Raw genomic sequence first — 24,955 nt, 5'->3', positions numbered from 1 at the left:
CGGGCGCGTGTCCGTACCCGGATGGCATGCTTGAAGCATGAACGATGCCGCCCCCGCGCCCCGCCGTGTCCGTGTCCGCGCCCCCGAGCTGATCGGCAAGGGCGGCTGGCTGAACACCGGAGGCAACGAACTCACCCTCGCCGACCTGCGAGGACGCGTGGTCATCCTCGATTTCTGGACCTTCTGCTGCATCAACTGCCTGCACGTCCTCGACGAGCTGCGGGAGCTGGAGGAGAAGCACCGGGACACGGTGGTGATCATCGGCGTGCACTCGCCGAAGTTCGTGCACGAGGCCGAGCACCAGGCGGTCGTCGACGCCGTCGAGCGGTACGGCGTCGAGCACCCGGTGCTGGACGACCCCGAGCTCGCCACCTGGAAGCAGTACGCGGTGCGGGCCTGGCCGACGCTCGTGGTGATCGACCCGGAGGGTTACGTCGTCGCGCAGCACGCCGGGGAGGGGCACGCGCACGCGATCGCCCGGCTGGTGGAGGAGCTGGAGGCCGAGCACGCGGCCAAGGGGACGCTGCGGCGCGGGGACGGGCCGTACGTGGCGCCGGAGCCCGAGCCGACCGCGCTCCGCTTCCCGGGCAAGGCGCTCGCCCTTCCGAACGGGAACTTCCTGGTCAGCGACACGACCCGGCATCAGCTGGTGGAACTGGAGGCCGACGGCGAGACGGTCGTACGGCGTATCGGGTCCGGCGTGCGCGGGTTCGTGGACGGATCGGCCGACGCGGCCGGGTTCAGCGAGCCGCAGGGACTGGCCCTGCTCGGCGCGGACGGCGCGGACGGCGCGGACGGCGCGATCGTGGTGGCCGACACCGTGAACCACGCCCTGCGCCGCGTCGACCTGGCGACCGGCGAGGTCACGACCCTCGCGGGCACCGGCCGACAGTGGTGGCAGGGGTCGCCGACGTCCGGCCCGGCGCGCGAGGTCGACCTGTCCTCGCCGTGGGACGTCGCGCTGTTCGGCGGCAAGGTCTGGATCGCCATGGCCGGGGTGCACCAGCTGTGGGCGTACGACCCGGCGGACGGGACCGTCGGGGTCGCCGCGGGCACGACGAACGAGGGGCTCGTCGACGGACCGCCGGCCGAGGCCTGGTTCGCCCAGCCGTCCGGGCTGGCGGCCGCCGCCGACCGGCTCTGGGTGGCCGACTCCGAGACGTCGGCGCTGCGTTGGATCGACCCCGACGGCAGCGTGCACACCGCCGTCGGTACCGGCCTGTTCGACTTCGGCCACCGTGACGGCGCCGCCGGACAGGCCCTGCTCCAGCACCCGTTGGGCGTCACGGCGCTGCCCGACGGCTCGGTCGCCGTCAGCGACACGTACAACCACGCGCTGCGCCGCTACGACCCGGCGACGGGCGAAGTGACCACGCTGGCCACGGACTTGCGGGAACCGAGCGACGCGGTCCTGGTCGGTGACGACATCGTGGTCGTCGAGTCCGCCCGGCACCGGCTGACCCGGCTGCGGCTGCCCGAGGAGGCCGTGCGGGTGGAGTCGGTGGCCCACCGCACCCAGCGCACCGCGACCGAAGTCGCCCCGGGCGAACTCCGGTTGGACGTGATCTTCCAGGCTCCGGCGGGCCAGAAGCTGGACCTCCGCTACGGTCCGTCCACCCGGCTGCTGGTCTCCTCGACCCCGCCCGAGCTGCTGCTCGGCGGCGAGGGGGCGGGCACGGATCTCTCCCGGGCCCTGGAGCTGAACCCGGCCGTCACGGAGGGTGTCCTGCACGTCTCCGCGATGGCCGCGTCCTGCGACGACGATCCGTCGAACGAGTACCCGGCCTGCCACGTCCACCAGCAGGACTGGGGTGTGCCGGTCCGCCTCACCGCGGACGGTGCGCGGCGGCTGCCGCTGGTGCTGGCGGGGATGGACGACTGACCTGCGGCTACACGCCGTATCCGCCGCGGTGGTGCCGCTCCTCCTCGATCACCGGAGTGGTCGGCGGCACCACCACGCGCCTCCTCCTCGCGATGCTGTTGAACGTCAGTACGCCGATCAGTCCGACGACCATGAAGATGACGCCGACCAGGTCGAGGTTGACCCCCTTCATGTGCCAGTCGGTCGCGAACGTGAGGATGGCCCCCGCGCCGATCAGGATGATGCAGCCGCCCAGGCCCATGGGTGTCGCCTCCTTGGAGTAGCAACTCGCGGTCTTTCCGGGCCCGTTCCGGGTACCCGGGACCCCGCGAGACATGCGGAGGCGCTCACTCGCCGCTCGCCGGCACCGCTCGGCGGCCTCTGGTGAGGGTCATCCCTCCAGGAACGCCACCAGCGCGTTGGCGAGCAGGAACGGGTCGTCGGCGCCGCACAGTTCGCGGACGCTGTGCATCGAGAGGATGGCCACGCCGATGTCGATGGTCTTGATGCCGTGGCGTGCCGCGGTGATCGGGCCGATGGTGGTGCCGCAGGGCATGGAGTTGTTGGAGACGAACGACTGGAAGGGGACGCCGGCCTTCTCGCAGGCGGCGGTGAAGACCGCGCGGCCGGCACCGTCGGTGGCGTAGCGGTTGTTGACGTTCACCTTGAGGATGGGGCCGCCGTTGGCGCGCGGGTGGTGCGTCGGGTCGTGGCGTTCCGCGTAGTTGGGGTGGACGGCGTGGCCGGTGTCGGAGGAGAGGCAGACGGTGCCCGCGAAGGAGCGTGCCCGGTCCTCGTACGTGCCGCCCCGCGCGAACACCGAGCGTTCGAGTACGCCGCCGAGCAGCGGGCCGTCGGCGCCGGTGTCGCTCTGCGAGCCGTTCTCCTCGTGGTCGAAGGCGGCGAGGACGGGGATGTACGGGAGTTCGGAGCCGGCGGTGCCCGCGGCCGTGGCCACCGCGACCAGTGCGGCCGTGCCGGCGTGCACGGACAGCAGGTTGTCCATGCGGGGGCCGGCCAGCAGGTCCTTGTCGCGGCCCAGGTAGGCCGGCGGTTCGACGGAGTGGGTCATCAGGTCCCAGCCGGTGATCTCGCCGGGCTGCAGACCCGCCTCCTCCTCCAGGAACGCGATCAGGTCGCCCTCGTGGGCGTCGCCCAGGCCCCAGACGGGCTGGAGGTGGCGCTGCTTGTCGAGCTTGAGCCCCTCGGTGGAGACGGAGCGGTCGAGGTGGACGGCCAGCTGGGGCACGCGCAGCAGGGGCCGGTCGATGTCGATCAGGCGCGTCGAGCCGTCACGCAGCGCCAGCCGGCCGGCCAGCCCGAGGTCGCGGTCCAGCCAGGAGTTCAGCAGCGGTCCGCCGTAGATCTCCACGGCCACCTGGCGCCAGCCGTGCGCCCCGGTGTCCGGCTGCGGCTTGACGCGCAGGTTGGGGGAGTCGGTGTGCGCGCCCACGATCCGGTACGGGGTGTGCGGTCCGGCGCCCTCGGGCACGTACCAGGCGACGATCGCGCCGCCGCGCAGCACGAACTTCCCTCCGCTCGTGCCGTCCCACGCGTCGGTTTCGGCGACCTGACGGAATCCGGCCTTCTCCAGCCGCTCGGCGGAGTTCGCCACGGCGTGGTACGGCGTGGGGCTCGCCGCCAGGAAGGTCATGAGGTCGTCGGTGTGGCCGCGGTCGAAGCGGGCTGGGTAGCTCATGAGTTCACCTTAACGACGCTCGGGGGCCCCTCCCCGGGATGGTGAGCGGGCTCTCGTAAGGGGGATGTGAAGGGCGGACATCCGGCCGGAGCCGGACGTTCCCGGGTACTGCCCGGCCAGGAGTGACGGTGCGGGACGGTGATGCCACCCATGTTCCGACACGTCTCGGGTGCCCCCGAAAGTTCACGCCCCGGCGCGCGCCCGTGCGGTACGCCTTTTCGTGCGCCTCATCGCGCCCCCGGACCTGGACTTGGGCTTGGACCCGGATCTGGACCCGGCCCCTGGTCCCGGACCTGGCCTCTGGACCCGGCCCCTGGTCCCGGTCCCGGCCCTGGACCCGGACCCGAACTCGGCCCTGGCCCTGGTCCCGGACTCGGTCCCGGCCCTGGACCCGGACACGGATCCGGACCCCGTCCTGGTCCTGGATCCGGACCTGGACCTGGGCTTGGACCCGGATCTGGACCTGGCCCCTGCACCCGGACCTGCACCCGGACCTGGCCCCTGCACCCGGAGCTGCACCCGGACCTGGCCCCTGCACCCGGAGCTGCACCCGGAGCTGCACCCGGACCTGGCCCCTGCACCCGGAGCTGCACCCGGAGCTGCACCCGGACCCGGATCTCCTGTGCCGTACCTGGTGCGGGGGTCACCTTCCGGTGACGGCGCCCGCCCCGGTGCCGCCCCGGAGGTGCCGCCCCGGAGGTGCCGGGGCGGCCGGGGCCGTCCGCCCCGCGCCCCGGTGCACCCCCCGCTCCGCCGTGGCGAACGGCCCGCCCCCGGAGACACATCCGGGAGCGGGCCGTCGACGGGTGCGGGTGGCCGCCGGGCGGTCACCGGGGGACTCGGACTCAGAACGCCGCTTCGTCCAGCTCCATCAGGTCCAGGTCCACGCCCTCGGCCAGCTCGCGCGCGCCGGTGACGCCGGGCAGGACGTTCGCGGCGAAGAACTTCGCGGCGGCGATCTTGCCGGTGTAGAAGGGCCGGTCCTTCGCCGACGCCGTCTCCAGCTTCTCGGCGGCGACCGCGGCACCGCGCAGCAGCAGGTAGCCGACGACCACGTCACCGGAGGCGAGGAGCAGGCGGGTGGTGTTCAGGCCCACCTTGTAGATGTTCTTGACGTCCTGCTCGGTCGCCGCGAGGTCGGTGAGCATGAGGCCGACGATGGCCTCCAGCTCGACGGCCGCCTTGGCGAGCTGCTCGCGGGCCGCGGACAGCTCCTCGCCGCCGGTGGCGAGCGCCAGGAACTTCTTGATGTCCTCGGCGAGCGAGTTCAGTGCCGCGCCCTGGTTGCGGACGATCTTCCGGAAGAAGAAGTCCTGGCCCTGGATCGCGGTGGTGCCCTCGTACAGGGTGTCGATCTTGGCGTCGCGGATGTACTGCTCGATCGGGTACTCCTGCAGGAAGCCGGAGCCGCCGAACGTCTGGAGCGACTGGGCGAGCTGCTCGTAGCCCTTCTCGGAGCCGTAGCCCTTCACGATCGGCAGGAGCAGGTCGTTGAGCGCCTCCAGCGCGGCGGTGTCCTCGCCGGCGGCCTCCTTGACCTGGATGTCGTCCTGGACCGCCGCCGTGTGCAGCACCAGGGCGCGCATGCCCTCGGCGTACGCCTTCTGCGTGATCAGCGAGCGGCGTACGTCGGGGTGGTGCGTGATGGTGACCTTCGGCGCGGTCTTGTCCATGAAGTTCGCGAGGTCGGGGCCCTGGACGCGCTCCTTGGCGTACTCCAGCGCGTTCAGGTAGCCCGTCGACAGGGTCGAGATGGCCTTCGTGCCGACCATCATGCGGGCGAACTCGATGATGCGGAACATCTGGCGGATGCCCTCGTGCTTGTCGCCGATCAGCCAGCCCTTGGCCGGGTGACGGTCGCCGAAGGTCATCTCGCAGGTGTTGGAGGCCTTCAGGCCCATCTTGTGCTCGACGTTCGTCGCGTACGCGCCGTTGCGGGCGCCCAGCTCGCCGGTCTCGAAGTCGAACTCGTACTTCGGGACGAGGAAGAGGGACAGGCCCTTGGTGCCCGGTCCGGCGCCCTCGGGGCGGGCGAGGACGTAGTGGAGGATGTTCTCCGACATGTCGTGCTCGCCGGACGTGATGAAGCGCTTGACGCCCTCGATGTGCCAGGAGCCGTCGTCCTGCTGGACGGCTTTGGTGCGGCCGGCGCCGACGTCCGAGCCCGCGTCGGGCTCGGTGAGGACCATGGTGGAGCCCCACTGCTTGTCGACGGCGATCTTCGCGATGTGCTTCTGGACCTCGGTGCCCTCCTCGAAGAGGATGCCGGCGAAGGCCGGACCGGAGGAGTACATCCATACGGCCGGGTTGGCGCCGAGCACCAGCTCCGCGTAGGCCCAGATGAGGGAGCGGGGCGCGGTGGAGCCGCCGATCTCCTCGGGCAGGCCCAGACGCCAGTACTCGGAGTCCATGAACGCCTGGTACGACTTCTTGAAGGAGGCCGGGACCGGAGCGGTGTTGGTCTCGGGGTCGAAGACCGGCGGGTTGCGGTCGGCGTCGGCGAAGGACGCGGCCAGCTCGTTCTCCGAGAGACGGGTGAGCTCCTCCAGGATGCTCTTGGCGGTGTCCGTGTCCATCTCCGCGAACGGTCCGGTGCCGTACAACTTGTCGCGCCCGAGCACCTCGAAGAGGTTGAACTCGATGTCGCGGAGATTCGACTTGTAGTGCCCCATGGCGACGGCTCCGTAAGGGTTCGGGGAGGCGGAGGTGTTCGCAGCCTCGTTACACGTACCAGCAAGTAGCTACGATGATGCTACCCGTCGGTAATAAGAATCAACCCCTGACGGTCCCTATGTGACGAGGCTCTAACGGGACTTCGGCCGGACGCGGGTGGAACTCGTGCCGGAATCGGGCGGAACGCGGGCCGGACTCCGGCGGAATCCGTCCGTGGCACGCGTCCGGGGCGCCGGCGGAGGAGCGCGGGCGGTGTCCGGGGACGGGGATGGCCGTCCGTGACTCCCCCGGGGGCCGCGCCGACTAGTCTTTGGGCCATGTACGGCTACGACCAGAACGCGGGCGCTCAGCAGCAGCAGTACGCCCAGCCGCAGCAGCAGATGCCCGGCGGCTACGGCCAGCAGCCGCCGCTCTATCCCGAGCCGTCCCCGCCGTCGCTGCCGGACGCGGTCCGCGCCTTCACCACGGGATCGCTGTCCGCCGAGGACTTCCAGCAGGTCTTCGCCACGTCGAAGGTCTACTGCCCGCGCGGCGACAACCCCGGTTTCCTGGCGCTGCACAACACCCAGCAGCCGGTCATCCCCATGTTCAGCTCGCTCAAGGAGCTGCGCCGGTACGCGGGCAAGGAGTCCAAGTTCTTCGTGATCACCGGTGCGGAGGTGATCGATCTGCTGCCCACCGGCTACGGCTTCGTGCTCGACATGGAGGGTGAGCACCGCATGGTCTTCGACGCGAAGGCCGTGGAGCAGATGGTGGACTTCGCGATGCGCCGCATGTACGGCTAGTGCCGCCCGCTCACGGATCACCGCGGACGCCCGGAGGGAATTCCCTCCGGGCGTCCGTCGTTACCGGGTGGCAGAAAGTTCAACAATCAACTAAACTCGAAGCACAAGGAGGTACCGACATGCCTGCAGTGACCGTCGAAAACCCGCTGACCCTTCCCCGTGTGGTGGCGCCGGCCGACGCCGTGGCCCGTCCCGTGCTCACCGTGACGACCGCGCCCAGCGGCTTCGAGGGCGAGGGATTCCCGGTCCGTCGCGCGTTCGCCGGGATCAACTACCGTCACCTCGACCCGTTCATCATGATGGACCAGATGGGTGAGGTGGAGTACGCGCCGGGAGAGCCCAAGGGCACCCCCTGGCACCCGCACCGCGGCTTCGAGACCGTGACCTACATCATCGACGGGATCTTCGACCACCAGGACTCCAACGGTGGTGGCGGCACGATCACCAACGGGGACACCCAGTGGATGACCGCGGGCGCCGGCCTCCTGCACATCGAGGCACCGCCGGAGTCGCTCGTCATGTCCGGCGGCCTCTTCCACGGCCTCCAGCTGTGGGTGAACCTCCCGGCCAAGGACAAGATGATGGCCCCGCGGTACCAGGACATCCGCGGTCGCTCGGTCCAGCTGCTGAGCACCCCCGACGGCGGCGCGCTGCTGCGCGTCATCGCCGGTGAGCTCGACGGCCACGAGGGTCCCGGTGTCACGCACACGCCCATCACCATGGTCCACGCGACCGTGGCGCCCGGCGCCGAGATCACCCTCCCCTGGCGCGAGGACTTCAACGGTCTCGCCTACGTCCTCGCCGGACGCGGCAGCGTCGGCGCGGAGCGCCGTCCGGTCCGCACCGGCCAGACCGCGGTCTTCGGCGCGGGCGGCTCGCTGACCGTCCGCGCGGACGAGAAGCAGGACGCGAACACCCCGGACCTGGAGGTCGTCCTCCTCGGCGGACAGCCGATCCGCGAGCCCATGGCCCACTACGGCCCCTTCGTGATGAACACCCGCGAGGAGCTGCAGCAGGCCTTCGAGGACTTCCAGAAGGGCCGCCTGGGCACCGTCCCGGCGGTGCACGGAATGTCCGAGCGCGGCCTGTAGGGCCGTACGGCCCCGGCGCCGTACGATCCCGACGCCGTACACCCGCGCGACCGCGCGAGTCTGACACCGCGTCACCCGGGCGGGCCGTTCCGAGAGGACGGCCCGCCCTTCGCGTGGTCGGGTGGAGAGGTGCAGCTTCTCTCCGAGGGCGTCCGGCGGCTGGCGGCCTGGTGTGCCGTGATCCTGCTCGTCGCCGGCGTGGCGTGGGTCGGGATCCGGCTGTGCGGGGAACTGCGGACGGCGGTCGTGCCCGTGCTGCTCGCGCTGCTGGGCACCGCGCTGCTGCGGCCGCTGTACCGGCGGCTGGTGCGCATGCGGGTCCACCGGTCGCTGGCCGCGGGGCTCACCTGTGTCGCCGTCGTCGTGGTGGTGGGCGGGGCGGTCTACATCGTCGTCGCCGCGCTCATCGACACCGGGGACCAGATCCTGGCCTCGCTCAAACAGGCCGCGCGGTCCGTCGCCGAGCACTTCGGCGCGCCGGGCACCTCCCTCGACGACCTCACCTCGCACTCCAGGGAGCTGCTGACCAAGTTCGGCGGGACGGCCGCGTCCAACGTCATCAGCGGGGTCGGCCTGGTCGGCGAGAGCATCGCCGTGGCCGTGCTGGCCCTGCTGCTCGTCTTCTTCTTCCTCCGCGACTCCCACCGCGCCGCCGGCCTGCTGCGCTCGCTCGCGCCCCACGGCACCGCCGACACCGTGGAAGCCATGGCGCGCCGCGCCTTCGGAGCCGTCGAGGGCTTCATGCGCGGGACCACGCTCATCGCCCTGATCGACGCGCTGTGCATCACCGTCGGGCTGCTGATCCTGCGTGTCCCGGGCGCGGTCGGGCTCGGCGCGCTCGTCTTCGTGGGCGCGTACATCCCCTATCTGGGCGCGTTCATCTCCGGTGCGGTGGCGGTGCTGGTCGCGCTCGCCGACCGGGGGCTGGTGATCGCGCTGTGGGCGCTCGGGGTCGTTCTCGCCGTGCAGGTGCTGGAAGGGCACGTGCTGCAGCCGGTGATCCAGAGCCGCACCGTGCAGATGCACCCGGCGGTCGTGCTGCTGGCGATCACCGCGGGCGCGTCCGTCGCGGGAATCCTCGGAATGCTGTTCTCCGTACCGCTGACGGCGGCCGCCTTCGGAGTGGTCTCGGAGCTGCGCAAGCGCTACGCGTCGGGCTTGGTCGTGGACGACTCGTAGAACTCGAACCAGATGCTCTTGCCCTCGCCGCGCGGGTCCACGCCCCAGGCCTCCGCGAGGATCTCCACGAGCACCAGGCCGCGCCCGGAGGACGCCAGCTCACCCGGATGGCGGCGGTGCGGCAGGTCGCCGCTCGCGTCCGTGACCTCCACCCGCATCCGGCGGTCACCCGACGCGCCGGTCACCTCGGCGACCAGCAGCGCGTCGCCGTCGGTGTGCACCAGGACGTTGGTCAGGATCTCGGAGACGAGAAGGACCGCCGAGTCGCGCTGGTCCTCGGAACCCCAGTCGTGCAGCAGCTCGCGCACCTGCTGGCGGGCGTCCGCGACCCGCTCGGGCGCGCTCTGCGCCACGGTCAGGGCGGTACGCCGTGTCGCCGGCGCGCCCGGGGCCGGCCCCGCGACCGTGCCGTCCCGGCCCGCGCCCTGGCGGGACAGCAGCACGAGCGCGATGTCGTCCTCGCGGCGGTCGGCCAGCGGTCCCGGGGTGTGGTGCGAGGAGGGCCCGTGCACGCCCTGCACCAGCGCGTCGGCGAGCTCCTCCAGATCACCGTCGTGGGACTCCAGGATCCGCCGGATGCGCCGCCAGCCGGTGTCGAGGTCGTGGCCGCCGGTCTCGATCAGTCCGTCGGTGCAGATCAGCATGGTCTCGCCGGGCTCCAGGCCGAGCCGGGTCGTCGGGTAGTCGGCGTCCGGATCGATACCGAGCGGCAGTCCACCGGCCGTGGGGCGCATCAGCACCGTCCCGTCGGCCATGCGTATCGCCGGGTCGGGATGCCCGGCGCGGGCGAAGTCCAGCAGTCCGGTCGCCGGATCCACTTCTACGTACAGACAGGTCGCGAAGCGGACGTCCGCGCCCCCGCCGCCGTCCTGCCCGCTGGAGCCGTACGTCACCGAGTCCGTGACCCCGTACAGGAACCGTGACGCCCGGGAGAGGACCGCGTCCGGGCGGTGGCCCTCGGAGGCGTACGCGCGCAGGGCGATGCGGAGCTGGCCCATCAGCCCGGCGGCGCGCACGTCGTGGCCCTGGACGTCGCCGATGACGAGCGCGAAGCGGCCGGCCGGCAGCGGAATCACGTCGTACCAGTCGCCGCCGACCTGGAGACCGCCGCCGGTGGGGACGTAGCGCGCGGCGACGCCCATGCCCGGCATCCGCGGGCCCAGCGTGGGCATCATCGAGCGCTGCAGACCGTCCGTGAGTTCGCGTTCCGTCTCGGCGGCGCCCGCCCGGGAGAGGGCCTGCGCGAGCATCCGGGCGACGGTCGTCAGCACCGAGCGTTCGTCGGGCGTGAAGGTGACGGGGTACATGAAGGCCGCCATCCACGCGCCCATCGTGCGTCCCGCGACCGTCAGCGGGAGAAAGGCCCAGGACTCCCGGCCGAAGTGCCGGGCCAGCGGCCAGGAGACGGGATAGCGCTCCTTGTAGTCGTCGGGCGAGGAGAGATAGACGGCCCGGCCCGTGCGGACCACCTCCGCCGCCGGATAGTCCGTGGCCAGCGACATGTGGGTGAAGGGACCCTCGTCCCCGGGCTGCTGTCCGTGGTGTCCGACGACGGTGAGCCGGTCGCCCTCGGCGCCGAAGACGGCCAGCCCGTCCGGCGAGAACCCGGGCATCGACAGGCCGGCCGCGACCCGCAGCACTTCCGCCGTCGACCGGGCCTCGGCCAGGGCGCGCCCCGCGTCCAGCAGGAACGCCTCGCGCGAGCGGCGCCAGTCACCGGTGACCGGGGTGCGCGCGGCGGTGCCGGGGGAGGGTTCGGTGACCTCCTGGAGGGTGCCGAACAGCTGGAACTCCCCGGTCTCCGGGTCGATCGTCGGCTTGGAACGGCTGCGTACGGTCCGCAGCACCCTGCCGTGCCCGTCCATGACCCGCAGCCGGACCTCGGCGAGCGTGTCCTCGGCGACGGCGAGCTGGACGACACCGCCGACCTCGTTCCAGTCGGCCGGGTGGAACCGGGCGCGCACGGCGGCCTCGGTGATCGTCACCGCCTCCGCGGGCAGGCCGAGGAGGCGGGCGGCCTCCGCGTCGAGGGTGACCAGCCCCTGAGCGTTGTCCCAGCGCCACAGGCCGGTCGCGAGGGCGGCCAGGACGTCCCCCACGGCGGGCAGGGGCTCACCAGTGCGCATTGGACCACTGTATGAAGAGGTGATCGGTAGGTGCCACCGAGAGTATTCGGAGTGGTGATCTTTGGGTGGCCGGTACCCTTGGTGGGTCCGGGCCCGTGCCCGGAAGTTTCACGTGAAACAGACCCCGATCCGCGAAGACTGGATGAACGACGATGCATCGGTACAGGTCCCACACCTGCGGCGAGCTCCGCGCCTCTGACGTCGACAGCGACGTCCGGCTGAGCGGCTGGCTGCACAATCGCCGAGACCTGGGCGGCATCCTCTTCATCGATCTGCGTGATCACTACGGCATCACGCAGCTCGTCGCCCGCCCCGGCACCCCCGCGTACGAGGCCCTCGACAAGGTCTCCAAGGAGTCGACGGTCCGTGTGGACGGCAGGGTCGTCTCCCGCGGCGCGGAGAACGTCAACCCCGACCTGCCCACCGGCGAGGTCGAGGTCGAGGTGAACGAGGTCGAGCTGCTCGGCGCGGCCGCCCCGCTCCCGTTCACCATCAACGCCGAGGACGGCGTCAACGAGGAGCGGCGCCTCGAGTACCGCTTCCTCGACCTGCGCCGCGAGCGCATGCACCGCAACATCCTGCTGCGTACGGCCGTGATCTCCGCGATCCGTCACAAGATGACGGCGCTGGGCTTCAACGAGATGGCGACGCCGATCCTCAGCGCCACCTCGCCGGAGGGTGCCCGCGACTTCGTCGTGCCGTCCCGTCTCAACCCGGGCAGGTTCTACGCGCTGCCGCAGGCGCCCCAGCAGTTCAAGCAGCTGCTGATGATCTCCGGCTTCGACCGCTACTTCCAGATCGCGCCCTGCTTCCGCGACGAGGACGCGCGTGCGGACCGCTCGCCGGGCGAGTTCTACCAGCTCGACGTGGAGATGTCCTTCGTCGAGCAGGAGGACGTCTTCCAGCCGATCGAGAAGCTGATGACGGAGCTCTTCGAGGAGTTCGGCGGTGACCGTCACGTCACCTCCCCCTTCCCGCGGATCCCGTTCCGTGAGTCGATGCTGAAGTACGGCTCCGACAAGCCGGACCTGCGGGCCCAGCTGGAGCTCACCGACATCACCGACATCTTCGCGGGCTCGGAGTTCAAGGCCTTCGCCGGCAAGCACGTGCGCGCGCTGCCGGTGCCGGACGTCTCCGGCCAGACGCGGAAGTTCTTCGACGGCCTGGGCGACTACGCGGTCGAGCAGGGCGCGAAGGGCCTGGCCTGGGTGCGGGTGGGCGAGGACGGCACGCTGACGGGCCCGATCGCCAAGTTCCTGACCGAGGAGAACGTGGCCGAGTTGACGAAGCGTCTGTCGCTGGCCCCCGGCCACGCGGTGTTCTTCGGCGCGGGCGAGTTCGACGAGGTCTCGAAGATCATGGGCGCGGTGCGGGTCGAGGCCGCCAAGCGCTCGGGCAACTTCGAGGAGAACGTCTTCCGGTTCTGCTGGATCGTCGACTTCCCGATGTACGAGAAGGACGAGGACACCGGGAAGATCGACTTCTCGCACAACCCGTTCTCGATGCCGCAGGGCGGTCTGGAGGCCCTGGAGACCCAGGACCCGCTGGACATCCTGGGCTGGCAGTACGACATCGTCTGCAACGGCGTCGAGCTGTCCTCCGGCGCGATCCGGAACCACGAGCCCGAGATCATGCTCAAGGCCTTCGAGATCGCGGGCTACGACCGTGAGACCGTCGAGGAGCAGTTCGCCGGCATGCTCCGCGCGTTCCGCTTCGGCGCCCCGCCGCACGGGGGCATCGCCCCGGGCGTCGACCGCATCGTCATGCTCCTCGCGGACGAGCCGAACATCCGCGAGACCATCGCGTTCCCGCTGAACGGCAACGCGCAGGACCTGATGATGGGCGCGCCGACGGAGCTGGACGAGACCCGCCTGCGGGAGCTGCACCTCTCGGTGCGCAAGCCGCAGCCGAAGTAGGCCCTGTCCGCGAAGTGGCCCGGAACCCTGTCGGTTCCGGGCCACTTCCGCGTGCCGGGCGCACGCGGTGGGCGTTCCAGCGTGTGCGCCGGCCGGTGTCAGAGTGTCCCGGCGTCGGGCCAGTGGGACCAGTGGGTGTTGGGCGGGAGCGTCGGCCGGTACCGGCCCGGGTCCGAGGAGTTCAGCACCTCGGCGATCATCCGGAAGGTCTCGTGGGCGCCGGGCAGCGTGTCCCAGAGGTCCTCGGGCTGGTTCCATTCGTCGAGCCGCAGGAGTACGGGCAGGTCGGCGGGGAGATCGGCCCGGAGTTCCGTCTCGTCGGCCAGGAGAAGCCGCTTGTTCTCCGGGGCGAGCAGGCGGAACACGTCCTGCAGCGGGGTGCCGGCGTCGGCGCCGACCGTCAGCGCCGTCCCCCGCACGACCACGGGGGCTCCTCCGGAGTAGACCTCCGTGCCTCCGGGATCGATCTCCGCCATGTTGTCCACCCGGTCCAGGAAGGCGCCGAAGCCGGGTTCACCGCGCGTGAGGCAGTTGCCGAAGCGGTGCATGACGTCGATGAGGTTGCCGCCGCGCGGGTTGTAGCCGAGCAGTTCGGCGATCATGGCCCAGCGCGTACCGTCCCCGAGTACATGGATCCGCGCGTCGACCGGGTGGTAGTAGCCGTTGTCGAGATCGGGGAACGCCGCCCGGTCCGCGCAGAGATCGAACTGTCCGAGGACCGACGAAGTGGTGATCACGGAGCCAGGGTAGGCAGGGCGGTACGGGCTGGTGGGACCGGGCCCGCTCAGGGCGGGCCCGGGTGCCGGGGGACGTGGGCGGGCACTTTCACCGGCCGGGCGGAGGTCCGGCCGGCGCGGGTCTCGTCGGGGACCGGTCCTCACCGCTGAGGGGTGCGGGGCGCCGGTGGCCGCCCGCGGGCTCAGGTGTCGTACGTGCCGTCCCACGGCTCGGCGAAGCCGAGGCGGTCCGGGTAGAGCTCGGCCCAGGTCTCCTCCTCGTCCTCCTTGACCACCAGGCCGAAGAGCACGCCGTCGACGGTGATTTGGAAGGGGCGGACCGCGATGTCCGTGTAGGAGCGCCGGGGCAGACTCCGCAGGAGTTTCGCCAGGTGGGCCCTGGCCCGGGAGAGGACCGAACTCTCGCCGTCCGGGGCCAGTTGCTGCTCGGCCCAGGTGCCCGCGCACCAGATCTCGGAGTCACGGTAGTGGCCCTGGGAGTCGAAGGTGTGCAGCACCGTGTAGAGGCGCTTGTGCTCTTCCCAGCCGTCGTCGGGCCGGTACCCCTCGGGGAATGCGTAGGTGACCGACGCCAGGAACTGGCCGTCCGCGTAGTGACCTATGGTCTCGGTGCGGGACTTCGGCGCGTAGGCGATCGGGATGACCGGAGGGACTGCCATGGCGAAACCATACGGGTGGACGCGGGCATGCCACCAACGGGGTCGGTTTCCGGCCGCCGAACACGGCAGCGGGGCCCGGCGCCGCTCGGCGCCGGGCCCCGCTCCCGCAGTCGGGACTACTCCGGAACGCCGCCGAAGCGCTCCTTGTACGACTCCAGGTCCTCGTCGGTGATCTTGGCGAAGAGCACCGGGGGCACGGTGAACGCGGTGCCCGCCGGCACGGCGTCCAGGGACTTCGCCTCGTCCGCGGACACCCACACCGCCGTGTCGTCCGCCAGCGCGAACGCGGAGCGCATCGCCTTGGCGGAGGCCGGGATGAAGGGCTCGGAGACCACCGAGTACAGGTGGATCAGGTTCATCGCCGTACGCAGGGTCAGGGCCGCGCCGTCGGGGTCGGTCTTGATCTCCAGCCAGGGGGCCTTCTCCTCCAGGTAGGAGTTGCCCGCCGACCACAGGGCGCGCAGCGCGGCCGCCGCCTTGCGGAACTGGAGGGCCTCCATCTGGGTCTCGTACTCGGCCAGCAGACCGGCGATCTCCTCGCCGAGCTTCGCCTCCGTCCCGCCGGCCGCCGCGCCCGCCGGGACCTCGTCGCCGAACCGCTTCCTGGAGAACGACAGGACGCGGTTGACGAAGTTGCCGAGGGTGTCGGCGAGGTCCTTGTTGACCGTGGTGGTGAAGTGCTCCCAGGTGAAGGACGAGTCGTCCGACTCGGGGGCGTTGGCGATGAGGAAGTAACGCCAGTAGTCCGCGGGCAGGATGTCGAGCGCGTGGTCGGTGAAGACGCCGCGCTTCTGCGACGTGGAGAACTTCCCGCCGTAGTACGTCAGCCAGTTGAAGGCCTTGACGTAGTCGACCTTCTTCCACGGCTCGCGGACACCCAGCTCCGTGGCCGGGAACATCACCGTGTGGAACGGGACGTTGTCCTTCGCCATGAACTCCGTGTAGCGGACCGTGTCGTCGGCCTCGTACCACCAGGACTTCCAGTCGCGGACCTCGCCGGCGGGCGCCGCGTCCGCCCACTCCTTCGTCGCGCCGATGTACTCGATCGGGGCGTCGAACCAGACGTAGAAGACCTTGCCCTCGGCGGCCAGTTCCGGCCAGGTGTCGGCGGGCACCGGGACGCCCCAGTCGAGGTCACGGGTGATCGCGCGGTCGTGCAGGCCCTCGGTCAGCCACTTGCGGGCGATGGAGGAGGCCAGCTGCGGCCACTCCTCCTCGTGCAGCGAGACCCAGGCCTCGACCTCGTGCTGCAGCTTCGACTGGAGCAGGAAGAGGTGCTTCGTCTCGCGGACCTCCAGGTCCGTCGAGCCGGAGATCGCCGAACGCGGGTTGATCAGGTCGGTCGGGTCCAGGACGCGCGTGCAGTTCTCGCACTGGTCGCCGCGCGCCTTGTCGTAGCCGCAGTGCGGGCAGGTGCCCTCGACATAGCGGTCCGGGAGGAAGCGGCCGTCCGTCGGCGAGTACACCTGACGGATCGCGCGCTCCTCGATGAAGCCGTTCTCGTTCAGACGGCGGGCGAAGTGCTGGGTGATCCCGCGGTTCTGCTCGCTGGAGCTGCGGCCGAAGTGGTCGAAGGCCAGCTCGAAGCCGTCGTAGACCGCCTTCTGGGCGTCGTGCGCCTGCGCGCAGAACGTGTCGACCGGGACGCCCCGCTCCTTCGCGGCCAGCTCGGCGGGGGTGCCGTGCTCGTCCGTCGCGCAGATGTACAGCACCTCGTGACCGCGCTGACGGAGGTAGCGGGAGTACACGTCCGCCGGGAGCATGGACCCCACCATGTTGCCCAGGTGCTTGATCCCGTTGATGTACGGAAGGGCGCTGGTGATGAGGTGTCGAGCCATCGCGGGCTGCTCCCAAGTCGCTACGTGGGGTGACGGTCGGCGGTTCCGATCAGGGCGCCGGCCGTTGTACGAACCTTGAAATCGTAGCCGACATGGGTAGGCCGCCCGCCTCCCGTTTTACGGGACGGGAGGCGGGCGGCCTGCGGTCGTTCGCGCCGGGCTTCCGGCGGGGTGCCGGTCGCGCCTACGGGCGCCAGTTCGCCAGTACGCCCTCGTAGACCTCGGCGTCCGTCAGTTCGCGGGGGGTGGGGCCCGCGTGGAAGAAGGACGCGTTGGCGGTCTTCAGCTTGCGGAGGTAGTCGAACGCCTTGTTCTCGTGCTCGCCGAAGGCGACGAAGGAGAAGAAGACGGCCGGGTGGGTCTTCGCCGCGTCGGTGAGCGCCTGGGTGGCCGGGGTCTTGGCGTCCGGGGCGCCGTCCGTCTGGAAGATCACCAGCGCGGGGGCCGCGGGGTTCTGCGACTTCTCGTGCTGCGCGAGGACTTCCTGTACGGCGACGTGGTAGCTGGTACGGCCCATGCGGCCGAGGGAGCCGTGGAGTTCGTCGACCTTGTTCTCGTGGTCGGCGAGGGTGAGCTCGCCGGTGCCGTCGAGTTCGGTGGAGAAGAAGACGACCGGGACCGAGGCCTCGGGGTCGAGGTGCGCGGCGAGGGCGACGGCCTGCTCGCCGAGGGCCTGGGCGGAGCCGTCCTTGTAGTACGCGCGCATCGACGCGGAGCGGTCCAGGACGAGGTAGACCTTGGCGCGGGCGCCGGTGAGGTTCTGCTTCTCGAGGGTGGCGGCGGCTTCCCTGTACGCGGTGGCGAGGGTCGCTGCGGTCGACTGGACGTGAGCCAGGGGGACGGCGGGGGTCGAGACGTCGGCGTCGGCGTCGCTCCCGGCTGCGACTTCGGCCGCGAGCGGCTCCTGTGCGGCCTGATCGCCGTCGACGGCCGCGGGCTCGTCGGCCTGTGCGGCGACGGTTTCGGTGGCCGGCTCGGGTTCCGCTGCCGGAGCCTTCTCGGCGGCGGGCTCCTCGGCCTCCGGCCCGGAGACCTCGGGGGCCTCGACCACCGGCTCCGCCTCGGGCGCGACCGCCTCCACGACGGCCTCCGCCTCGGCCACGACCGCGGCGTCGGCGGCGGTGTCGATCCCGGGTTCGGCCACGACCGGGGCGTCGGCCGTGTCCTCGGCCTTCGGTTCGGTCCCGGCGGCGGGCGCGGCGATGACCTCGGCCTGGGGCTCGGCGTCGGCGGCGGCCTCGGCCTTCGGCTCGGTCCCGGCCACGACGGACGGCTCGGCCGCCGGCTCGGCAACGATCTCGGGTCCGGTCTCGGCGTCGGCCTCGGGCGCGGCGATGACCTCGGCCTGGGGCTCGGCGTCAGCGGCGGCCTCGGGCTCCGGCTCGGCCACGACCTCGGGTTCGGCTTCGGCGACGGCCTCGGCCTGCGGCGCGACCTCGGGTTCGGCGACGGCCTCGGTCTTGGGCTCGGCCTCGGCCACGGGTTCCGGTTCGACCACGGGCTCCGGCTCGGTCCCGGTCACGTCGTCGGCGGCAGCGTCCGCCTCGGGCACGGCCACGACCTCGGGTTCGGCCTCGGTGACGGCCTCGGCCTGCGGCGCGACCTCGGGTTCGGCGACGGCCTCGGCGACGGGCTCCGTCTCGGGCTGCGCCTCCGGCGTGGGCTCGGGCGTGGGCGTGGGCGCGAGGTCGGTCACCGTCTCCGGAGACGAGGCCGTCTCCGTTTCCGGCTTGGCCGACTCCGTCGACTCCGTCGGCTTGGGGACCGTGACGTTGTCGAACGCCGCCGACACCAGCTCGTCTACCACCGACGACGTCGGCCCCGGCTTCGGTTCGGACGAAGGTGCGGGGATCTTCGGTTCGGCCTCGGCGGGGGCCCGTTCGGCCGCCTGGGAGGGGATCGCGGCGGAGGCCGGTTCGGCCTCCCGCGAGGTAACGTGTTCGGCCGCCGGGGCCGAAACCGAGGGAGCCGAAGCTTCCCGCGAGGTCTCCGCGTCGGCGTCACGCCCCTGGCGTGAGCGGCCGAACGCGTTCCGCAGGAGAGTGAGAATGCCCATGTGCGCAACCCTTCGCATGAGTTGAAGCCCGTCAATCCCTGGCCAGGACGGACACGTAAGGTTAGCGGCCGCTGTCGGCGATCTTGGGCAGGGTCGGGTACCGGCAGGTAGCGGTGTCAAGAGCGTTATCAAGACCCCTGCGGATCCCACGGGTTCACCAGGTCGCCGAGGCCCCGTACGCGCATCCCCCGACTGTCGGGTACAGGTCAAGGAATCGCATAGGGGAAGCAAAGTGCGCTGACCGCCGCCGTCGCGGACATCCTCACACGGGAAGCCGGTCCGGGACCGGCCGTCGTTCACGGGAGGACGGGGACCGGCGTTCCCGAACCGCCGTGTTCCAGCCACTCCCGGTAAGCGGGCGCCTGCCGTGCCGTCTCCTCGTAGGCCTCCGCCAGTTCCGGATGGACGCCGTCCAGCTCCGCCTCGGTTCGGGCCGCGAGCAGCAGTCGTACGCCGAGCGGGTCGCCGTGCAGGCGGCGTACCGCCGTCTCGGGGCCGGACTGGCGGGTGGGCTGGCAGACCGTGACGACCTCGCCGGTGGCGACCAGGGAGGCCGCTGTGTGGTAGTCGCCGTGCAGGACCCGGGGGTTGAGCCCGGCGGAGCGGAGCATGCGGTGCACGGCGTCCCACTCGCCGTCGACCGTGGGGTCCACCATCCAGCGGTCCTGGGCGAGCTCGGAGAGGTGGACGACGGGACGCGCGGCGGCCGGGTGGTCGTTGGGCAGGGAGACGAACTGGGGCTCGCGCTCGACCAGGACGCGCAGCCGCAGCCCGTCGGGGATGCGCAGGGGGCAGCCCTCCACCTCGTGCACGAAGGCGACGTCGAGCCGTCCCCCGGCGACCATGTTGAGCAGGGCGTTCGCGGAGACGTCCATCTGGAGGAGCGGTTCCTGGCGGTGTTCGCGCAGCCGGCGCAGCCAGCCGGCGAGGGCGCGGCTCGCGGTGGAGCCGATGCGCAGCTGGAGTCCGTCCGTGGCGGCGGCCCGCGCCTCGGCGACCAGGGACCGCATTTCGGCCACCAGGGGGCGGGCCCGCCCGAGGACGATCCGGCCGAGCGGAGTGGGGCGGCAGCCGGTCCGTTCGCGGATGAACAGTTCGCCGCCCAGTTCCTGTTCGATGCGGCGCAGCTGAGTGCTCAGCGAGGGCTGGGCGACGCCGAGCAGACGCGCGGCGCGGTGCAGGCTGCCGGTGTCGGCGATGGCGCACAGCGCGCGGAGGTGCCTGACCTCAAGCTCCATGCCTGCGGAGCCTAAGTCGGAAGCAGGGGTTGCACCAGACGCACGAACCCCGTGCGGAACGGGCGAGTTGGACGGTCGCCCTCGGGCCGATAGTCCTGGCCTATCGCCACTTGCCATCATCACAGCCGCCGCACAGGCACCGAAACTCACGGTGACGACTTCACCCCCCACACAAGGAGTCATCGATGAGACTTCCCCTGCCCACGTCCAAGGCCGTGCTCGCGACCGCGCTCGGTCTGGGCCTCGCGGCCACCGGGTTCGGCACGGTGCCCGCCATGGCGGCTCCCGTCCCCGCGCAGGACGCCGTTCACGCCGGGCACTCGGCCCTCCCCGGCTACTCCGGCTACGCGGGCTCCGCCGAGGAGAGCAAGGCCAACCAGGCCTTCTTCGCGGCGGTCATCAGGTCCGTGGCCGAGAAGCGCGCCGCGAGCCCGAGCAGCGCCGCGGCGGTCACCGTGATCTACAACGCCTCCCGCGCGCCGTCCTTCAGCACCCAGATAGCCCGCAGCACCGCGATATGGAACGGCGCGGTGGCGAACGTGAAACTCCAGTCGGGCTCGGCGTCGAGCGCCGACTTCACCTACCGCGAGGGCAACGACTCGCGCGGCTCGTACGCGTCGACGGACGGCCACGGCAGCGGGTACGTCTTCCTGGACTACGCGCAGAGCGAGCAGTACAACCCGATCCGCATCACCGCGCACGAGACCGGCCACGTCCTCGGGCTGCCCGACCACTACACCGGCCCGTGCAGCGAGCTGATGTCGGGCGGCGGCCCCGGCCCCTCCTGCACCAACGCCAACCCCAACGCGGCCGAGCGCTCGCGTGTCAACCAGCTGTGGGCCAACGGCTTCGCGCAGGCGCTGGACAAGGCCCTGGGCAGGACGAGCGCCCGCTAGTCCTCACCAGCCCCACCCCCCACGGGTGCGGGCCGTCCCCTGCACGGGCGGCCCGCACCGCCGTTCTTTCCGGCCCTGGCGCCCCGGCTCTGGCGCCCCGGCGCAAGGCTGGGCCCCGGCCCAAGGCGGGGCCCCGGGCCTTGCGCCAGGCCCCGGCCCAGGACTTGGCGTCCGGCGTCGGCCCGCGCCCGGCCCAGCCCCGGGTCCGGCACCAGCCCCGTGCCCCGGATCCCGCGCCCCCGGGTTCAGTGGGGTGACGCGATCGCGCGGGCCGCGGCGACCTCCTGCCGGAGGGGTTCGAGCACGCTGCCGGCCGGTCCGGTGAGATCCGTACGGACGGCGACGAGCACGTCCGTCTCGCGCAGTCCCTCGGACAGCTCCCGCAGTTGGAGGGCCACCTGCGCGAACTCGGCGGCCGACGGACGCTGGGCACCGTGCCGGACCCGTACCCCGGCCGCCGTGGTCGCGTCGACGATCCGCTCGACGGCGACGACGAGCGGAAGCCAGGCGGCGGCCCGCCGGCCGTTGGGCGGGGGTTCGCTCAGGGCCCGCTGGAACTCGGTGCGGATGCCGGACAGGTCGCGGTGGAGGCCGCGTCGCATACGGGCGCGTTCGGCGAGGTCGGCGTCCTCGTGGGAGGCGTACTCCACATAGCGGGCGGTGTCCGCGACGGTGTCGGCGAGCCGGTCGCCGACACGGGTGTGCCAGCTCTCCGGCCACAGCAGATAGCCCGCGACGAGCGCGATCGCGCACCCCATCAGGGAGTCCACGAGCCGCGGGACGAGCAGGGCGGTGCCCTGGTGGTTGAGGACGTCGGACAGGAGCAGGATCACCGGGGTGACGGCTGCGGTCTGATGGCCGTACCCGCGGGCGCCGAGGGCCGGGATGAACGGGGCGAGGACGATCATGGCCGGCACGTCCCACCAGCCGAGCGGCACCGCGGCGAGGACGACGGCCGCGACGACGAGCCCCGCCACCGTGCCGAGCGCGCGCATCAGGGCCCGCGAGAAGACCGATCCGAAATCGGGCTTCATCACGAAGGTGATGGTGAGGGCGACCCAGTAGGAGCGGGCCACGGGCACGATGGAGACCAGGGACTGCGCGGTGCCGATGCAGACGGCCAGCCGCAGCCCGTAACGCCACGACCCGGAGGACAGGAGGACGTCGCGGGCGGAGCGCGCCGCGCGGACGCCGAGGCGCGCGGGCCTGCCGAGGGGGTCGTCGGCGGTGCGCGCGTCGGGGGTCCGGCCGGTGACGACGTCGGCGGCGTGGGCCAGCGCGTGGTGGACGGCGCGCGCGGTCTCGTTGGTGGGGACGGGGAGCCCGAGGTCCGCCGGACCGGTGCGGCCGGTCTCGACGGCGTCCGCGAGACGGCGTACGGCGGCGGGCACCTCGGGGGGCAACGGTCCGGCGTGCTGCCGGCCGTACTGGTGGGCGGCCGGGGCGCTCTCCACGACGGGGGTGACGGCGTTCAGCTGGGCCAGCAGCCGGGCGAGGTCCGGGTTGCGGCCGTGGTGGCGGGCGCGCCGGGCGAGGACGAGGTCGTAGGACTGGTTGAGGGACCGGGTGACGTCGTGGCGGCGGTCGTCGTACGCGTCGGTGCCGCTCGCGGCGAGCAGGTCCGCCGCGGCCCGGTACGTCTCGGCGACGGCGACCCGTTCGGGCACGCCCGAGCGCAGCGGCCACGCGAGCAGGGCGAGCGCGAGGACCAGCAGGCCGCCGCCGGACATCAGGGCGGGCGCCAGCCACCACGCGCCGGGCAGCGGCAGTCCGGCGCCGATCACACAGTTGAGGAGGAGCAGCAGTCCGGACACGGAGGCGACCGCGCCGATCGTCGAGAACATCCCGGAGGCCAGCGCGACGGCGGTGACCGCGCCGACGGTGGTCCAGCCGTGGCCGAAGGCGAGCGCGCCGATGGTGACGCCGACCGCGCCGAAGAGCTGGGGGACGGCGATGTTGAGGATGCGCATGCGGTACGCGTCGGCGGTGTCGCCGATGACGCCGGACAGGGCGCCCATGGAGGCGAGCGCCCCGTACGAGGGCCGGCCCACGGCGAGGCCGATCGCCAGCGGCAGGGACAGCGCGACCGCGGCGCGGACGACGGCGGCACGGGAGACGGGGGCGTTCTGCGGGCGGAGGTTCCTGGTCAGCCAGTCGGGAGGGGTGAGCACACTGGGCAACTGGCGGGACATGGGCTCATTATGACCGTCTCACGGAGCCGTCCCCGGACTCATCCGGCCTGGTGGAGGGTGAGATCGACGAGCAGGGCGCGGTGGTCGCTGCCGGTGACGGTGAGGAAGACGGCATCGGTCGCGGAGAAATCCCGGGAGACCAGGACGTGGTCGATCTGGGTGCCGAGCGCGGGGATCGTGCGAGCCGGCCAGCTGGGGGTGCGCGGGGCGCCGGCGAGACGGGAGCCGTCGCGCAGGCCGGTGTCGAGGAGGTGGCGGAAGGCGGCGTGGTCCTGGGAGGCGTTGAAGTCCCCTGCGATCACGGTGGGGGTGGTCGGGTCGGCGGCCGCGTAGGCGCGCAGCTCGCCGAGCTCCTGGTGCCAGAGCCCGACCTGGCCCGGCAGCGGGGGCATGGGATGCGCGAGCTGGAGCCGTACGCGGTGGCCGTCGACGTCGGCCACGGCTCCCGGCATGCCCATCGTGGAGCGGATGCCGTCGGCCCTCGTGAGCGGGAAGCGGCTCATGATGACCGAACCGTCGGAGCCGGCTCCCTCGACGGACTGCCGGTACGGGAAGGGGCCGCCGGTCCGCTGGAAGGCGTCGCGCAGTGTCCGGGAGCAGACGTGCTCGCACTCCTCGACGAACACGAGGGCGGGCCGCTCCCGCCGGACGGCGGCGACGAGGGCGGGGGTTCCCCTCCCGAACTGCACGTTGGAGGTCAGCACCCGCAGCTCGGCGACGGGACTGCCGACGGGCTCGCTGGTCCTGCCGTACGGCTCGGTGAACCAGGTGACGGCCCCCAGCACCACCACGCCCCACACCAGCCCGGTCCGCCAGCGCGCGAACAGGGCGAGCAGCATCGCCAGCGCGAGGGGTGCGAGCAGCCACGGCAGGAAGGCGAGCAGCTGGGGTACGGGGGTGATCCCGTCGGTGTCGGCCGCCCGGCAGCCGACGACGACGCTCAGGCCGGTGAGCAGCGCGCCGGACATCCAGGGTCCGGCCCTCCGTCCGGCCCTCCGTCCGGCCCTCCGTCCGGGGGGCCGCCGGTCGTCCGCCCGCCCCGCTGCCGCAGTGTCCACGCCCCGCCCTCCACTCGCCCGTGTGGGATCCCCGAATCCTCTCTCGGACACCGGCCGGCGCGCTCGCGCGGGGACGGGCGTCACCTGTCCGGGTGGACCGGGGCGGGCATGTCGAGGTGGTCGAGGAAGACGGCGAGCGCCGCGTTGAACTCCTCGGGCCGCTCCAGGTTCGGCAGGTGTGCCGCCGACGCGATCACCCGCAGCGTGGAGTCGGGGAGCGCCGCGTGCATCGCCTCCGCGTCGCGGACGGGGGTGAACTCGTCGTCGGCGCCGACCACGACGAGCGCGGGGACCTGGACCCGGGTCAGCAGGTCGCGGTAGTCGGGGCGCAGTGCCCGGCCGCGCAGGGCCGCCGCGGCGCCCTGGACCGGCGTGCCGGTCATCATGCGGCGCACCTGGGCCGCGACGCGCTCGTCGGCGTACGGGGCGACCATCCTGTACAGCACCTCGTCCGCGTATCCCGCCATGCCCTCGCGCAGCAGCCGGTCCGCCGTCGCGGCCCGCGTCAGCCGGCCCTCCGGGGTCTCGGCCGCCGGGAAGGTGTCGGCCAGCACCAGCGCGCGGATCCGCTCCGGGAACAGCCGGTAGCACTCCATGGCGATCTGGCCGCCCATGGAGAGCCCGGCGAGGGCGCATTCGGCGACGCCGAGTTCGTCGAGGAGCGCCTCGACGTCCTGGGCGAAGGTGGACAGGAGGGTGACGCCGGGGACCACCGGGGAGGAGCCGTAGCCGCGCAGGTCCGGTGCGATCACCCGGCGCCCGGCCGAGAAGGCGGCGATCTGGGGAGCCCACATGGTGCGGTCGAAGGGGTGGCCGTGGATCAGGACGAGGGGCAGCGCCGACGCGGCGGCGCCCCCTTTGTCCTCGTACGCGAGGAAGGGTGCCATGGTCACGACCCTAGGACCGGCCAACTCCTCGGTGCAATAAGATCTTTGCCCTCGGTGCAATGTG

The 24,955-nt window shown here is 72.0% G+C and carries 18 protein-coding genes; 6 read left to right on the top strand and 12 right to left on the bottom strand.

Annotation, left to right across the window (positions count from 1 at the left end):
• The first annotated feature begins 37 nt into the window (after positions 1-37).
• A complete protein-coding gene (locus tag GFH48_RS19775; protein WP_153289527.1) occupies positions 38-1,882 on the top strand; it encodes a thioredoxin-like domain-containing protein in 1,845 nt (614 codons plus the stop codon).
• 7 nt (positions 1,883-1,889) lie between these two features.
• On the opposite strand, the gene GFH48_RS19770 is transcribed toward GFH48_RS19775, so the two are convergent.
• The 3 genes from GFH48_RS19770 to GFH48_RS19760 form a co-directional block, all read right to left on the bottom strand.
• Complete coding sequence (locus GFH48_RS19770) at positions 1,890-2,123, bottom strand: DUF6458 family protein (RefSeq protein ID WP_153289526.1); 234 nt, start codon at positions 2,121-2,123, stop codon at positions 1,890-1,892.
• Between the two features lie 129 nt (positions 2,124-2,252).
• Positions 2,253-3,560 (bottom strand): M18 family aminopeptidase, encoded by a 1,308-nt coding sequence (locus tag GFH48_RS19765; protein WP_153289525.1) that lies wholly within the window; start codon positions 3,558-3,560, stop codon positions 2,253-2,255.
• A gap of 845 nt (positions 3,561-4,405) precedes the next feature.
• Positions 4,406-6,232 carry an acyl-CoA dehydrogenase gene (locus GFH48_RS19760; protein WP_153289524.1) on the bottom strand — a complete coding sequence of 609 codons (1,827 nt, stop codon included), beginning with the start codon at positions 6,230-6,232 and terminating at the stop codon, positions 4,406-4,408.
• Positions 6,233-6,550: 318 nt separating this feature from the next.
• Here GFH48_RS19760 and GFH48_RS19755 point away from each other — a divergent pair, with 318 nt between their 5' ends.
• From GFH48_RS19755 to GFH48_RS19745, 3 genes are all read left to right on the top strand, one after another.
• Positions 6,551-7,018, top strand: a complete 468-nt coding sequence (locus GFH48_RS19755; protein ID WP_153289523.1) for an SseB family protein — start codon at positions 6,551-6,553, stop codon at positions 7,016-7,018.
• Positions 7,019-7,137: 119 nt separating this feature from the next.
• Positions 7,138-8,109: a pirin family protein gene (locus tag GFH48_RS19750; protein WP_153289522.1), complete on the top strand. Its 972-nt coding sequence runs from the start codon at positions 7,138-7,140 to the stop codon at positions 8,107-8,109.
• Between the two features lie 129 nt (positions 8,110-8,238).
• Entirely contained in the window at positions 8,239-9,288 is a 1,050-nt protein-coding gene (locus tag GFH48_RS19745) for an AI-2E family transporter (RefSeq protein WP_153289521.1), read from the top strand.
• Here GFH48_RS19745 and GFH48_RS19740 read toward each other — a convergent pair.
• Positions 9,255-11,414: an ATP-binding SpoIIE family protein phosphatase gene (locus GFH48_RS19740; RefSeq protein WP_153289520.1), complete on the bottom strand. Its 2,160-nt coding sequence runs from the start codon at positions 11,412-11,414 to the stop codon at positions 9,255-9,257. The genes GFH48_RS19745 and GFH48_RS19740 overlap by 34 nt on opposite strands.
• A 152-nt stretch (positions 11,415-11,566) precedes the next feature.
• On the opposite strand from GFH48_RS19740, the gene aspS reads away from it, so the two are divergent.
• Entirely contained in the window at positions 11,567-13,330 is a 1,764-nt protein-coding gene (gene aspS, locus GFH48_RS19735) for an aspartate--tRNA ligase (RefSeq protein WP_153289519.1), read from the top strand.
• Between the two features lie 98 nt (positions 13,331-13,428).
• Here the strand turns inward: aspS and GFH48_RS19730 are convergent, their stop codons facing one another.
• The 5 genes from GFH48_RS19730 to GFH48_RS19710 form a co-directional block, all read right to left on the bottom strand.
• Positions 13,429-14,067 carry a DUF7003 family protein gene (locus GFH48_RS19730; protein ID WP_228120737.1) on the bottom strand — a complete coding sequence of 213 codons (639 nt, stop codon included), beginning with the start codon at positions 14,065-14,067 and terminating at the stop codon, positions 13,429-13,431.
• Positions 14,068-14,249: 182 nt separating this feature from the next.
• The gene (locus GFH48_RS19725; protein WP_153289518.1) at positions 14,250-14,726 is read right to left on the bottom strand and encodes a hypothetical protein; all 477 of its coding nucleotides are present in this window, start codon (positions 14,724-14,726) and stop codon (positions 14,250-14,252) included.
• 116 nt (positions 14,727-14,842) lie between these two features.
• Entirely contained in the window at positions 14,843-16,564 is a 1,722-nt protein-coding gene (gene metG / locus GFH48_RS19720) for a methionine--tRNA ligase (protein WP_153289517.1), read from the bottom strand.
• A 184-nt stretch (positions 16,565-16,748) separates the two neighbouring features.
• Positions 16,749-18,620, bottom strand: coding sequence for a VWA domain-containing protein (locus GFH48_RS19715; RefSeq protein WP_153289516.1), 1,872 nt, complete (start codon positions 18,618-18,620; stop codon positions 16,749-16,751).
• Positions 18,621-18,916: 296 nt separating this feature from the next.
• The gene (locus GFH48_RS19710) at positions 18,917-19,858 is read right to left on the bottom strand and encodes a LysR family transcriptional regulator (protein ID WP_153289515.1); all 942 of its coding nucleotides are present in this window, start codon (positions 19,856-19,858) and stop codon (positions 18,917-18,919) included.
• Between the two features lie 185 nt (positions 19,859-20,043).
• On the opposite strand from GFH48_RS19710, the gene snpA reads away from it, so the two are divergent.
• Positions 20,044-20,754 carry a snapalysin gene (snpA, locus tag GFH48_RS19705; RefSeq protein ID WP_153289514.1) on the top strand — a complete coding sequence of 237 codons (711 nt, stop codon included), beginning with the start codon at positions 20,044-20,046 and terminating at the stop codon, positions 20,752-20,754.
• Between the two features lie 245 nt (positions 20,755-20,999).
• Here snpA and GFH48_RS19700 read toward each other — a convergent pair whose 3' ends face one another.
• The 3 genes from GFH48_RS19700 to GFH48_RS19690 form a co-directional block, all read right to left on the bottom strand.
• Positions 21,000-22,946 carry an FUSC family protein gene (locus tag GFH48_RS19700; protein WP_153289513.1) on the bottom strand — a complete coding sequence of 649 codons (1,947 nt, stop codon included), beginning with the start codon at positions 22,944-22,946 and terminating at the stop codon, positions 21,000-21,002.
• Between the two features lie 38 nt (positions 22,947-22,984).
• Positions 22,985-23,914, bottom strand: a complete 930-nt coding sequence (locus tag GFH48_RS19695; protein ID WP_153289512.1) for an endonuclease/exonuclease/phosphatase family protein — start codon at positions 23,912-23,914, stop codon at positions 22,985-22,987.
• 170 nt (positions 23,915-24,084) lie between these two features.
• Positions 24,085-24,891, bottom strand: a complete 807-nt coding sequence (locus GFH48_RS19690; protein ID WP_194280623.1) for an alpha/beta fold hydrolase — start codon at positions 24,889-24,891, stop codon at positions 24,085-24,087.
• Between the last annotated feature and the right edge of the window lie 64 nt (positions 24,892-24,955).

Source organism: Streptomyces fagopyri (assembly GCF_009498275.1).
Lineage (GTDB): Bacteria > Actinomycetota > Actinomycetes > Streptomycetales > Streptomycetaceae > Streptomyces > Streptomyces fagopyri.
The sequence above is the reverse complement of the archived record's forward strand: the minus strand, read 5'-3'. Positions and strand labels throughout refer to the sequence as shown.